Annotated in this window: 9 protein-coding genes; 6 read left to right on the plus strand and 3 right to left on the minus strand. The window is 72.2% G+C overall.

Features of this window, described 5'->3' with window-relative positions:
- Positions 1-8 precede the first annotated feature (8 nt).
- A complete protein-coding gene (locus ACFRCG_RS39105) occupies positions 9-803 on the plus strand; it encodes a tyrosine-protein phosphatase (protein ID WP_380040497.1) in 795 nt (264 codons plus the stop codon).
- A gap of 100 nt (positions 804-903) precedes the next feature.
- Here the strand turns inward: ACFRCG_RS39105 and ACFRCG_RS39110 are convergent, their stop codons facing one another.
- Positions 904-2322, minus strand: coding sequence for an APC family permease (locus ACFRCG_RS39110; protein WP_380040499.1), 1419 nt, complete (start codon positions 2320-2322; stop codon positions 904-906).
- Between the two features lie 239 nt (positions 2323-2561).
- Positions 2562-3209: a phosphatase PAP2 family protein gene (locus tag ACFRCG_RS39115; protein WP_380040501.1), complete on the minus strand. Its 648-nt coding sequence runs from the start codon at positions 3207-3209 to the stop codon at positions 2562-2564.
- A gap of 523 nt (positions 3210-3732) precedes the next feature.
- Here ACFRCG_RS39115 and ACFRCG_RS39120 point away from each other — a divergent pair.
- On the plus strand, positions 3733-4179 hold the full coding sequence (locus ACFRCG_RS39120) for an STAS domain-containing protein (protein ID WP_380040503.1): 447 nt from the start codon (positions 3733-3735) through the stop codon (positions 4177-4179).
- Positions 4180-4385: 206 nt separating this feature from the next.
- Here ACFRCG_RS39120 and gabT read toward each other — a convergent pair whose 3' ends face one another.
- A complete protein-coding gene (gabT, locus tag ACFRCG_RS39125; RefSeq protein ID WP_380040505.1) occupies positions 4386-5741 on the minus strand; it encodes a 4-aminobutyrate--2-oxoglutarate transaminase in 1356 nt (451 codons plus the stop codon).
- Between the two features lie 448 nt (positions 5742-6189).
- Here gabT and ACFRCG_RS39130 point away from each other — a divergent pair, with 448 nt between their 5' ends.
- From ACFRCG_RS39130 to ACFRCG_RS39145, 4 genes are all read left to right on the plus strand, one after another.
- Positions 6190-8442, plus strand: a complete 2253-nt coding sequence (locus tag ACFRCG_RS39130) for a hypothetical protein (protein ID WP_380040507.1) — start codon at positions 6190-6192, stop codon at positions 8440-8442.
- Positions 8443-8485: 43 nt separating this feature from the next.
- The gene (locus tag ACFRCG_RS39135) at positions 8486-10006 is read left to right on the plus strand and encodes a PucR family transcriptional regulator (RefSeq protein WP_380040509.1); all 1521 of its coding nucleotides are present in this window, start codon (positions 8486-8488) and stop codon (positions 10004-10006) included.
- A 108-nt stretch (positions 10007-10114) separates the two neighbouring features.
- Positions 10115-11557 (plus strand): aldehyde dehydrogenase family protein, encoded by a 1443-nt coding sequence (locus ACFRCG_RS39140; RefSeq protein ID WP_380040511.1) that lies wholly within the window; start codon positions 10115-10117, stop codon positions 11555-11557.
- 249 nt (positions 11558-11806) lie between these two features.
- Positions 11807-13732, plus strand: coding sequence for an acyl-CoA dehydrogenase family protein (locus ACFRCG_RS39145; RefSeq protein WP_380040513.1), 1926 nt, complete (start codon positions 11807-11809; stop codon positions 13730-13732).
- The last annotated feature ends 117 nt before the right edge of the window (positions 13733-13849 follow it).

Genomic DNA, 13849 nt, shown 5'->3' on the forward strand with positions numbered 1-13849 from the left:
GGAGACACGTGACACAACATCAGGCGCACGCCGGAGTCGCTCTCGAAGGCGTCCGCAACTTCCGCGACATCGGCGGTCTGCCCACCGCCGACGGCCGACACGTCCGGACCGGTCGCTACTTCCGCAGCGGCCACCTGGCCACGCCCACCGACGCCGACCGGGCGAGCCTGGCCCGACTGGGCATCCGGCTCGTGGTCGACCTGCGCAGCCCGGCCGACATCGAGCTGGACGGCGCGGACGTGCTGCCCGAGGGCGCGCGATGGCTCAACCTGTCGATGTCCGACCCGGCCCGGGGCGCGGAGTTCTGGCGCGACATGCGCTCGGCGGACCTCGACGTGCTGCGCGAGCGGCTGGGCGACGGGCGGGCGGAGAAGTCGATCGCCGCGGACTACCGCGACCAGGTGGTGAGCCGGGTCGACAAACACGCGGCGCTGGTGCACGCGCTGATCGAGGCCGACGGCCTGCCGGTGGTGGTGCACTGCTCGGCCGGCAAGGACCGCGCGGGCATCGCGGCGGCCCTGGTCCAGCGCCTGCTCGGCGTCGGCGTCGACGACGTGGTGGCGAACTACCTGATCAGCAACGACCCGGCGCACCGCTACACGCCCAACAGCGACCGGCTCGCGATGCGCCCGGGCCTGCTGGAGCTGTTCCGGCCGTTCCTGGAGGTGCGTGAGGAGTACCTGCGCGGCGCGCTGGAGGTGATGGACACCCACTGGGGGAGCTTCGACACCTACCTGGAACGTGGCCTGGGTCTGGACGCGGACCGGCTGGAGCGGCTGCGCGCGGCGCTGCTGGCCGACTGATCGAGGGCGGAGCCGTACCGGCCCGGAACACGCCCGAGGGCGGTGCCCACAGGAGGAGGCACCGCCCTCGGGCGGGTGGTTACGGCTACCGGGGAGGGATTCAGGAGTCGTCGGCCATCAGCTTGATGTTCCAGCGGGTCTCCTGGCGCGGGCGCAGGTAGAGCACCCAGTACAGCGCGGCCACCACGATGATTGCGCCGGTGATCTCCAGCGCGCGCGTCGGCTGTTCGGTAAGCACGTAGATCATCGCCGCGATCAGCAGCACGGGGATCACCGGCCACAGCGGCATGCGCCACGCCTGGCCGCTCTTGTGCACGCCCCGGCGGGCGACCAGTACGGCCAGCGCCACGGTCAGGTAGAGCGCGGCGACCGCGACGCCGGTGACCTCGCCGAGGATGTCGAGGTTGACGAAGCACAGCAGCGCGCCCGGCACGCCGACCACCAGCGTGGACACCCACGGCGAACCGAACCGGTTCACCTTGCCGAAGGCCCGGTTGATCGGCTCGGGCCAGGCCCTGTCCCGCGCCGAGGCGTAGACCACACGCGAGTTCTGGATCACCATGACCACGCCGGCGTTGATGATCGCCAGTGCGATGCACAGCCCGATGAAGGTCGCCATGCCGTGGTTGGACCAGCCCTCGACCAGGCCGAGGATGTCGCCCTCGGCCAGTGCCGCCTGGGACGGCGCGCCCAGCGAGATGGCGATGGTCGGCACGATCAGGATCACGCCGCCCAGACCCAGGGTCCACAACACCGTGCGCGAGACGGTGCGCCGCGGGTTCTCCATCTCCTCGGCCAGGTAGACCGCGGTGGAGAAGCCCTGCAACGCGAACAGCGCGCCGGCCATGCCCGCGATCAGCAGGCCCATCTTCAACGGGTCGGTGGTGCCGGCCGCGGCGTCCGCGACCACCTCGGGCTTGACCAGCGTCGAGGCGGACTGGTGCACGTTGCCGAACCCGAGGAAGGCCACGATCGCCGCGGCGACCACCTCCAGGGCCAGGAAGACACCGGTCACCCACGCGTTGGCGCGCAGGTCGAGCAGGCCCATGATCGTCGCCAGGATCATCACCGCGGCGCCGGCCCACATGGTGTCGACCGTGGCGATGGAGGTCAGGTAGTCGGCGGTGCCGAGCGCGATGATCGGCGGCACGATCATCACCACGATGGTGGCGATGATGAAGACCAGCCAGCCCATGAAGCGCCCCATCAGGGTGCCGACCATGGCGTACTCGCCGCCGGCGCTGGGGATGAGCGTGCCCAGCTCGGAGTAGCAGAACGCCACCCCGATACACAGCACGGCGGCCACGACCAGGGCCAGCGAGGTGCCGGACCCCAGATCCGCGAACATGCCCGGCACGATCACGAACAGGGACGACGCGGGGGTCAGACAGGACAGGGTGAGCAGTGTGCCGCCGACGACACCGATGGATCGTTTGAGCGGGGCGGGTGCGCCACCGACGTCTTCGAGCGTGACTGGAGTCAGGGTCCCGGACGGCGGTGGGGTGGTTTCTACAGCCATGAGCGCTACCTCTGCGGGACAGAGCGGGGTGCGGTTTATCGCCTCCGGGACGGATGTGAGCCGTTCGCACGTTCCGAACGGTGCGGCGTAATACAAACGCCCGTTTGATCACGCGTCAAGGTTCCGATACCAACTGATTCCGTAGGTTCTGCCCCCGGATTTCGTCGAATAACGCTCCAAGCTGGCAGGTGATGGTGCGTAATCCGCAGATCGCCCTGCGGGAAAAGTTCTTTGACCGTTCACCTGGCGAGACGGTCGCCGGATCCGGTCCTCGTCCGGTCCGCCGGGCCGTGCGTCGGACGGGTCGCCATCCGGGCCGTCAGGTGCGCCGCCGCCCACAACACGATCCCGCACAGGGCCCACGCGGCCAGCACATCCGCCAACCAGTGGTAGTCGCACCACAACAGGGAGAGGCCGATCGCCGCGCACGACACCACCGCGCCGTGACGCCACCACCGGGCCGCGCGCGCGGAGCCGACACGCCCGAGCAGCAGCGCGGCCGTGCCGTAGCAGATCGTCGAGGTGGCGGTGTGGCCCGACGGGAAGAAGCCCCACTGGTCGGCGGGCAGCGGCGACTGGCTCGGCCCGGTCCGGCCGATCAGGTCCTTGCCGGCGATCACCGCGACCGTCACCACGAGCACCGCGCCCGCCGCGATCGTGATCGGGTACGCCCGGCGCAGCCGCCACGCGGCGAACAGCGCCGCCGCGGCGAGCGTGAAGCCGGCGGGGAGCGGTCCGCCGAGGTCGGCGAGGGTGTGCATGGGTCCGTCGAGCCAGGCCGCGCCCGTGGCGTCGGCGAGGTTTCGCGTGCCGTCGCGGACGATCCGGTCCAGCGTGATCGAGGGTCCGCTTTCGGCCATCACCTGCACGGTGAGCACCAGGAGCACGACGGCGAGAAGCAGCGGCGCTGCGAGGCGGCGCGTGTACTGTGAGTGAACAGACCACCGCCCCGGAACGGGGGGCGTTGTCCCGGGGCGGCCACCGGCTTGCTCAGGGCCGGTGTCGGAGGAAGGTCTGTGCATCTCACTCGAAGATACGCGGAGAAGGGGTTGTCGAGTTCCCGACGCGCGGCCTCCTCACAAACCCTGCACACGTTCTCCACGGTCTGGAAGGTGGGACATACACGCTGTACGTTGGAGCATCGAAGGTTGTGAGCGGGGTCACAGCGTGTGTGGCGTGACTCCGGACACCCCGGAGGGTCCAAGCACACGGAGAACATCCGTAAATAGGACAAATAGACGGTGGCTCGAGTGACGTGGCATTGACGCAATGTCGTCGATCGCCCCTCTGCTGTCAGCACGCAAAGGTAGGGTTGGCCAGGTGGTTGAAGAGTCCGATTACTCGACATACCGCGTGCCGTGCATCCCGGCCCCTGCGGGGAGCGGGCGCGTCCGCCGGATCGAGGCTCCGGTGGTTTCCAAGGGCGTCAAGGCGGGCGGTGCCGTGTTCGATTCCTCGGTGGAACCCCGGCCGGGTCGCGGCGCGGGCGCGATGGGTGTGGTCCTGACCAGCGACCGCCAGCTTCGCGTCGTGCGCACCACCCGACCGCGCGGCCTCCGGCTCGAAGGCGAGATCGACCTGGCGAACGTGGACGTGGTGCGCCGCGTCCTCGGCGCCGCCGCGCGCGACGGCGGCGACGTCCGGGTGGACGTGAGCAAGCTCGTGTTCATCGACGTCGCGGGTCTGCGCGTGTTCGTCGACCAGGCCGGCGCGTTGGCGCGGCGTGGTGGGCACATGGTTCTGGTCGGCGCGAGCCGACAGATGGTGCGCGTGCTCGCCCTGTGCGGGTGGGACGCCGTTCCGGGCCTGACCATGGTCGAGCGGATCGCTCCGGCGCCGCGCCGACCACGGATCTGATCGCCCGAACCCGATCGTTCGATCCCGGTCCCCGAATCCCCGAATTTTTGGTCATTCGGATCCGGAGCACCCGGATGTGATCGCCCGCCGAGCGCGGGTCCGATCCTTCGACCCGATTTCCCGACACGACGCCGAACCCCCGGCCGCCGGAGCATTCCGGTGACCGGGGGTTCGCGGTGTTCGGACCGTTCGTGGTCTCGCCCGACTCAGACCGTGGCGGCGAAGGCCTGCTCCAGCAGGTCCAGACCCTCGACGAGCAGGTCCTCCGGGATCACCAGCGGCGGCAGGAAGCGCAGCACGTTGCCGTAGGTGCCGGCGGTCAGCACCACCAGGCCCTGCGCGTGGCACGCCTTGGCGAGCGCGCCGGCCAGCTCCGGGTTCGGCTCCTTCGAGCCGGGCTTGACCAGCTCGATCGCGATCATCGCGCCGCGCCCGCGGACGTCGCCGATCTCGGCGAACTTCTCGCTCATCGCGCCCAGTCGGCCCAGCATGATCTCGCCGATCCGGCGGGCCGCGCCGTTCAGGTCGAGCGCGCGCATGGTCTCGATCGCGCCGAGCGCCGCGGCGCACGCGACCGGGTTGCCGCCGTACGTGCCGCCCAGACCACCCGCGTGGGCGGAATCCATGATCTCGGCGCGCCCCGTCACCGCGGCCAGCGGCAGGCCGCCCGCGATGCCCTTGGCGGTGGTGATCAGGTCGGGCACGATGCCCTCGTCCTCGCACGCGAACCACTGGCCGGTGCGGCAGAACCCGGTCTGGATCTCGTCCGCGACGAAGACGATGCCGTTGTCCCGGCAGAACTCCACGATCTTGGGCAGGAAGCCCTTGGCCGGCTCGATGAAGCCGCCCTCGCCCAGGATCGGCTCGATTACCACGGCGGCGACGTTGTGCGCGCCGATCTGCTTGGTGATCGCGTCGATCGCCTGCGCGGCGGCCTCCTCGGCGCAGTTCTCCGCGCCGGTGAGCCAACGGTAGGGGTAGGCGACCGGGACCCGGTACACCTCGGGCGCGAACGGGCCGAACGACTCCTTGTACGGCATGTTCTTCGCGGTCAGCGCCATGGTCAGGTTGGTGCGACCGTGGTAGCCGTGGTCGAACACCACGACGGCGGGGCGCTTGGTGTGCGCACGCGCGATCTTGATCGCGTTCTCCACCGCCTCGGCGCCCGAGTTGAACAGCGCGGTGCGCTTGTCGTGGTCGCCGGGGGTCAGCTCGTTCAGCTGCTCGGCGACGGCCACGTACGACTCGTACGGGGTCACCATGAAGCACGTGTGGGTGAAGCGCTGCAACTGCTCGGAGGCGCGACGCACCACGCCCTCGGCCGAGTTGCCGACGCTGGTCACCGCGATGCCGGAGCCGAAGTCGATCAGCGAGTTGCCGTCCACGTCGACGACCACGCCGCCACCCGCCTGGGTCACGAAGACCGGCAGGGTGGTGCTGACGCCGCGCGGGACCGCCGCGTTGCGGCGGTTCATCAGCTCGGTCGACTTCGGGCCGGGGATGGCGGTGACGAGCCGGCGCTCCTGCGGGAGCGAGGGCCCGCCGGGCTGCGAAGCGCCCATGCTGGTCTCCTGTGGGGTCGAGGTGGGTCGGCGCGGTGGCACCGTGGTCCTCTCCGCAGGCTAGGCGCCGGGTGGCGTTCGCCGCATGCGCCGCATCGGTGAGTCGCCCGGTTGCTTGTGTCCGGGATGGACAAATGCCGATCGGGCAGAACAACTCCGAACGGATTGCGGAACGGATTGCGGACTCGCCTCGGAATGATCGTCACGAGCGCGGGTTCCGCGCCTAGATTGAGTCCCGGCCGAAGGTGTGGTTCCGGAAGGGCGAGGCGTGAACGTGGAACGGTCGGATTCCCCTGCGTCGCGGGCCGTCGAGGCCGAGGCCCTTCGCGGTGATCGCAGCCGCGGTGATCGCAGCCGCGGTGATCGCGGCGGAGATGATCGCGGGCGAAGCGATCGCACCCGCGCCGACGAGCCGCCGGGCCCTCGCCCGCCGGCCGGCCGGGCCCGGGTGCCGGCGCCGGCCTCGCCCGGACGCGGCCTCGACCCCGACGGCTTCGACCTGCGCGGCTGGCTGCGCGGGCCGCGACACCGCGAGGCGCCCGGCATCTACGGGTTCGGGCGCGACGAGCGGGAGATCCGGCTGCGCGCGGCCGAGCGCGACGCCCGCACCCGGCCCGAGGCCGCACTGGTGCGCAGGGCCGTGCTGTGGCTGGTGATCGCGATCGCGAGCCTGAACTGGGTGATCCTCGCCTACGTCTGGCTGGTCCGGAAGATCCTGCCCGAGTTCCTGTGGCCGCTGCTGTTCAACAACCTGCTCTACGTCCTGGTGTTCGCGCTCTTTTGCTACCTCGGCCGCTGGTACGAGATCGCGTGGCCGTTCCTGCGCCCGTGGTGGCAACGACTGGACCGGCGCGCCGAGCTGAACGGGCGTCCGCGCCCCGAACAGTGGCGCCGGGCCGCGCTGTTCCTGGTGCTCGGTTTCGTCGCCTGGATCGTGCTGATGCGGCCGTTCGTCGCGCTGCTCCTGCTGATCTTCCCGCGCGGGGCGCTGCACGACGTGCAGTGGCTGGTGCGTCTCGTCTACAACGGCGGCTTCGTCTACGCCGCCGCGGTGCTCGGTCGGTGGCGCGTGGTGGTCGAGCCGTACACCCGCACCCCGCGCGAGCACGCGACGCCCGAGGACGAGGAGACGCCCGCCGACACCGACCTGTGGCCCGAGTTGCGCGACGCGGGGCAGCACGAGGCCGCCGACGTGCTCGACGACGAGGTGGCGGCGGGGCGCTTGCGGGACGTGGACTACCTGCGGCTGCGCCGGGTGATCGAGGCGGGCGGCCAGGACCCCGAGTATCTGGCCGACGTGGCCGAGGAGATCGTCGATCACGGCGCCGCGGCCTGTCGGCACGGCTCCGGGCAGCGCGACGTGCGGCCGCGGCGGGCCGAGCACGACCTGCTGACCGGGCAGGTACGGATCGGGGCGGGCACCGACCACGCGCGCAATCCGGCGCTGTACCGCGCCGCCGACTTCGCCCTGGACCCGGACGTGCTCGGCGCCTCGATGCTGGTGGTCGGCGCGTCCCGGGCCGGCGAGCCGGGGCGGCTGCTCGAACCGGTCGTGGAGGCGATGAGCCTGCGCGCGCTCACCGGCACCGCCTCGCTGCTGGTGATCGACGCCAAGGGCGACGAGTTCGAGCGCCCCGGCGGCTACGACCGCGAAGTGATCGTCGGCGACCGCGACTCGCCGTGGGGCCTGGACCTGTACGGCGGCGCCGGCACCCCCGAGGACGCGGCCGATCGGCTCGCCGCCGCCGCGCTGCCGCCGAGCGCGCTGGGCCTGGGCGAGGGCGCGAGCAACGCGCTGCGCCAGGTGCTGGGCGCGTATGTGGCCGGGCACGACCGCTATCCCGACGTGGGCACGCTGCTCGACCTGCTCGACGGCACCGAGGCGGCGCTGGCCGCGCTGGAGCAGGCGCTGCGCGCGGCGGGCCGCTACCCCGAACACGAGCGGGCGCTGCGGGCGATGGCGCGCGGCGACGACGACGCGCGGATGCTGGTGCAGCGGCTCGCGGTACTGGAACGACCCGGCGTCGCCGAGCTGTTCCACGCCGACCGCGAGCGGTTCGGCGCGGGCGAGATCGACCGGCCGCTGCGGGTGCGGATCGCGCTGAACGAGGCGGCGCACCCCGAGGCGGCCCGGCTGATCGGCCGGCTCGTGCTGGCCCAGTTCGTCCAGGCGATGGCCACCCCGCGGCGCGAACGCGGGCCGCGCCGGGTGTTCGCGTGCTTGGTCGCCGACGACGCGGGTCGGCTGATCGACGAGTACGCGGCCAAGGGCCTGCAGTGGGCCCGCAACCGCCGGGCCGGCCTGGTCCTGTCGGTGCGCTCGCTCGACGACCTGGCCCCGGCGCTGCGGCACGGCGTGTTCGCCGCGGCCGGCTGCAAGGCGATCGTCCCGGGCGCCTCCCGCGCCGACGCCGAACTGTTCGCCGAACACTGGGGCATGACCAAGGAGCAGGAGCGCTCGATCACCATGGGCTCGCCGGAGGGTGGCCTGGTCAAACGGCTGCGCTACTCGGTACTGGGCGCGCTGTTCGGCGAGAAGGCGAGCGGACGCTCCGAGCGGGTGACCACCCGCACCGTCGAGCGTTATCGCTGGTCGCCGGCCGAACTCACCAGCGACCTGCCCACCGGGCACGCCGTGCTCAGCCTGACCACCCGAAAAGGCGAGCGCACGCCTCCCGTGCTGATCGATCTCGGCCGCTGAGTCACACTGGAGACCTCTCCCACTCCAGTTTGGACAAACCGACATGCCGCCCACCCTCGCCTCCCTGGTCCGCGCGCCCGCCCTCGACCTGCGCGTGCTCGCGGGCAAGGGCGGCCTGGAGCGCGAGGTGCGGTGGGTGCACACCAGCGAACTGGCCGACCCCACGCCCTACCTGGAGGGCGGCGAACTGCTGCTCACCACCGGGATGAAGCTCGGCCGCAACAACGCCGAGCGGCGCGCCTACGTCGAGCGGCTGGCCGCCGCCGAGGTGGCGGGCCTGGGCATCGGCGTGGGCCTGACCCTGGACCGGGTGCCCGCGGTGATCGTCGAGACCGCCGAGAGCCACGGCTTCCCGGTGTTCGAGGTGCCCCGGCCGACCCCGTTCATCGCGATCAGCAAGGTCGTCTCCTCGGCGCTCGCGGCCGAGCAGTACGAGACGGTCACCACGGGATTCGCGGTGCAGCAGGAGCTGACCCGGGCCGCCGCCGGGCGCGAGGGCGCCGCGACGCTGATCCGCCGACTCGCGGGCCGGCTCGACGGCTGGGCCGCGCTCTACGACGCGGACGGGACGCTGCGCCAGGTGGCGCCTGCGGCCGCCCGCCCGCGTACCGAGGCGCTGCGCGCCGACATCGACAAGCTGCGCCGGATGCCGGCCCCGTCCTCGGCATCGCTCCAGGAGGACGAGGACGGCGGACGCGTGGTGGTGCAGTCGCTGGGCGCCGAGCGACGGATCAGCGGCTTCCTGGCGGTGGGCACCGACCGGCCCGCGCGTACCGCCGACCGGCAGACCCTGGGCACCGCCGCGTCGCTGCTCACCCTGGCCCTGGAGCAGTCCCGGGCGGGCGCCGACGCCGGGGCCCGGATGCGGACCGCGCTGCTGCGGCTGCTGCTCACGGGGGAGCGGGCGACGCCCGCCGAACTGGCCCACGACATCGCGGCCGATCTGCCGCCGGGGCCGTGGCGGATGGTGGTGGCCACCGGACCGGACGCGGTGGTGGCCGCGTTCGCGGAGCGGCTGTGCGCGCGGGCGGTCCGGGCGGGCACCCCGGCGCTGACCGGCGAACTGGCCGGCGCGACGGTGCTGGTGCTGCCGGAGTCGGTGGACCCGGTCGAGCCGGTCGACCTGCCGGGGCTGGTCGCGGGCGTGTCCGGCCCGGTCGAGCCGGACCGGGCGGGCGACGGCTATCGGCAGGCGCTGGGCGCGCACGCGGTGGGCCTGCGCTCGGAGAAGGCGCTGACCGTGCACGGCCGGGACGTGGGCGGCCTGCTGCCACTCCTGGACGGCGACGCGGTGCACGCGTGGGCCGATCAGGTGCTCGCGCCACTGCGCGCGCACGACGCGGGCGGCCGGGGCGACCTGATCGTCTCGCTGCGCGCGTGGCTGGCCCGGCACGGGCAGTGGGACGCGGCGGCGGGCGATCTGGGTGTACACCGCCACACGCTGCGCTATCGCATCCGCCGGGTCGAGGAGATCCTCGGCCGCACGCTGGACGATCCGGACACCCGCGCGGAACTGTGGTTCGCGCTGCGCGACACGACCGGCACCACCGAGGACAAGTCGTAGCACCGGCGGGTCGGGATTGGCCGGCATGGACAAAAACCCGCACGTGCGATCGACGTACCGTGGACGACACCGGGATCATCGGCGCCCGTTGACGGAGAAGGAGCAGCAGTGACCACCACCCACGCGTTCTGGCTGGCGGGCCGCCAGGCCACCGGCGAGTCGACCTTCGACGTCACCAACTCGTACGACGGCCGGCTGGTCGGACGGGTTTCCGAACCCACCGAAGCGCAGATCGAGGAGGCCGTCGCCGCCGCCCACGCGAGCGCGCACGAGTTCGCCGCGCTGCCCGCGTACCGCCGCGCCGCGGCCCTGGACCACGTCGCCCGGCGCCTGGGTGAGCGCACCGAGGAGATCGCCCGGCTGATCACCGCCGAGAACGGCAAGCCGATCAAGTGGGCGCGTGGCGAGGTCGGCCGCGCGGTGTCGGTGTTCCGCTGGGCCGCCGAGGAGGCCCGCCGGTTCAACGGCGAGGGCATGCGCCTCGACACCGACGCGGGCGGCACCGGCCGCTACGCGCTGGTCCGGCGGATCCCCAAGGGTGTCGTGCTCGGCATCGCGCCGTTCAACTTCCCGCTCAACCTGGTCGCGCACAAGGTCGCCCCCGCGATCGCGGTCGGCGCGCCGATCATCCTCAAGCCGGCGCCGGCCACCCCGCTGTCCGCGCTGGTCCTGGGCGAGATCCTGGCCGAGACGGACCTGCCGGCGGGCACCTGGAGCGTGCTGCCGGTGCCCAACGACCGGATGCCGGCCCTGGTCGCGGACGAGCGGCTGCCGGTCATCTCGTTCACCGGCTCGGGCCCGGTGGGCTGGAGCATCATGGACGCGGTCCCGCGCAAGCACGTGACCCTGGAGCTGGGCGGCAACGCCGCCGCCGTCGTGCTTGCCGACTGGTCCTCCGAGGCCGACCTGGAGTGGGCCGCGCAGCGGATCGCGACGTTCTCCAACTACCAGGGCGGCCAGTCCTGCATCTCGGTGCAGCGGGTGATCGCCGACACGAGCGTGTACGACCGCCTGGTCGAGAAGGTCGTGGCCAAGGTCGCCGCGCAGGTCACCGGCGACCCCGAGGACGACGCGGTCGACGTCGGCCCGCTGGTCAGCGTCGCCGCCGCCGAGCGGGTGCAGGCGTGGGTGGACGAGGCCGTGCGGGCCGGCGCCAAGGTGCTCACCGGCGGCACCCGCGACGGCGCGAACTACGCGCCGACCGTGCTCAGCGAGGTCCCGGCGGGCGTCACCATCGCCTGCGAGGAGGTCTTCGGCCCGGTGCTCACGCTGACCCGGGTGGACGGCACCGACGCCGCCTTCGCCGCGGTCAACGACTCCGAGTTCGGCCTCCAGGCCGGCGTGTTCACGCACGACATCCAGACCGCGTTCCGGGCCCAGCGCGAACTGGAGGTGGGCGGCGTGATCATCGGCGACGCCCCGTCCTACCGCGCCGACCAGATGCCGTACGGCGGCGCCAAGAACTCCGGCGTCGGCCGCGAGGGCGTCACCTACGCGATGACCGACTTCACGTACGAGCGCGTGATGGTCCTCACCGGCCTCGACCTGTAGGCCCCACCGACGAAGGGCCCGGCCACCTGGGGTGGTGCCGCCGGGCCCTTTCGTATGCCCGGGATCAACGCGGCGGATGTCCGGGATCGACGCGGCGCACGCCTCGGATCAACGCGCGCATGTCTTGACGTCGGCGGTGGCATAGCTCTGGACAAAACCCCGTTACCCGGCATTCAGTGGACGTGCACGGGCAGGTAACACCGGTCGGTAACAACGTCGGTTCCGCTGCGAGTCCGCGAGGAGTCCGCCATGCCCCCTGTCAGCGAACGCGAAGCGCGCGAGGTCGCCGAGGAAGCGCGACAGCAGGACTGGGACAAGCCCAGTTTCGCCAAGGAGTTGTTCCTCGGCCGATTTCGGCTCGACCTGGTCCACCCGCATCCCGAGGCGGACGCGGAGGAGATCCGTCGGGGGGAGGACTTCCTCGCGGTGCTGCGCGAGTTCCTGACCACCCGGGTGGACGCGACCGTGATCGAGCGCGACGCGCGAATTCCCGACGACGTGATCAAGGGCCTCGCCGAGATCGGCGCCCTCGGGATGAAGGTCGACACCGAGTACGGCGGCCTCGGCCTGAGCCAGCTGTACTACAACAAGGCGCTGGTCCTGGTCGGTTCGGTCAACGCCGCGCTCGGCGCGCTGCTGTCCGCGCACCAGTCGATCGGGGTGCCGCAGCCGGTCAAGCTGTTCGGCACCGACGACCAAAAGCGCGAGTTCCTGCCGCGCTGCGTGCGCGAGGTCAGCGCGTTCCTGCTCACCGAGCCCGACGTCGGCTCCGACCCGGCCCGCCTGGCCACCTCCGCGGTGCCCACCGAGGACGGCGACGCGTACATCCTCGACGGGGTGAAGTTGTGGACCACGAACGGCGTGGTCGCCAAACTCCTGGTGGTGATGGCCCGGGTGCCCAAGGCCGAGGGCCGGCGCGGCGGGATCACCGCCTTCGTCGTGGACGCCGACAGCCCCGGGATCACCGTGGAGAACCGCAACGCCTTCATGGGCCTGCGCGGCATCGAGAACGGCGTGACCCGCTTCCACCGGGTCCGGGTGCCCGCGGCGAACCGGATCGGCGCCGAGGGCGCGGGCCTGAAGATCGCGCTGACCACGCTCAACACCGGCCGGCTCTCGCTGCCCGCGATGTGCGCCGGCGCCGCCAAGTGGTCGCTGAAGGTCGCGCGCGAATGGGCGGGCGAGCGCGAGCAGTGGGGCCGCCCGATCGCCGCGCACGAGGCGGTCGCGGGCAAGATCGCCTACATCGCGGCCAACGCCTTCGCGCTGGAGGCGGTCCTGGAGCTGACCGCCCGAATGGCCGACGAGGACCGGCGCGACATCCGGATCGAGGCGGCGCTGGCCAAGCTGTACTCCTCCGAGGTGGGCTGGCTGGTCAGCGACGAACTGGTGCAGATCCGCGGCGGACGCGGCTACGAGACCGCCGCCTCGCTGCGCGCCCGCGGCGAACGCGGAGTGCCGGCCGAGCAGATGTTGCGCGACATGCGGATCAACCGGATCTTCGAGGGCTCCACCGAGATCATGCACCTGCTGATCGCCCGCGAGGCGGTGGACGCCCACCTGGCCGTGGCGGGCGACATCATCGACCCCGACGCGGACCTCAAGGCCAAGGGCAAAGCCGCCGCCGACGCGGGCGTCTTCTACGCCAAGTGGCTGCCCAAACTGGTCGCCGGCAAGGGGCAGGTGCCCACGTCCTACCGCGAGTTCGCCCCCGCCGGGCTGCCGAGCCTGGCCGCGCACCTGCGCTTCGTCGAGCGCACCTCGCGCCGGCTGGCCCGCTCGACCTTCTACGGCATGGCCCGCTGGCAGGGCGCGATGGAGCGCAAGCAGGGCTTCCTGGGCCGGATCGTCGACATCGGCGCCGAGCTGTTCGCGATGAGCGCGGTGTGCGTGCGGGCCGACATGCTGCGCCGTCGCGACGCCGAGCAGGGCCGGGCCGCGTACGAGCTGGCCGACCTGTTCTGCCGGCAGGCGCAGATCCGGGTGGACGAGTTGTTCGGCCGGTTGTGGACCAACACCGACACGCTGGACGTGCGAGTCGTCGAGGGTGTGCTGGCGGGCCGCTACCTGTGGCTGGAGCAGGGTGTGCTCGACGTCTCCACCGAGGGCCCCTGGATCGCCGACGCGACGCCGGGACCGTCCCGCGCGGAGAACGTGCACCGACCCGTCGGCTGAGCCACGCGCGGGGGCCGGCGGGCGGGTACCGCAGGCCCCACGCGCCGACTCGCGCCGTCCGGGGCGGTCACCGCGGGCAATCGGCCGACCTGTGCTCGGCGCCCCGTCGGCGCGGGC

The organism is Embleya sp. NPDC056575 (genome assembly GCF_042793325.1).
Classification (GTDB): Bacteria; Actinomycetota; Actinomycetes; order Streptomycetales; family Streptomycetaceae; genus Embleya.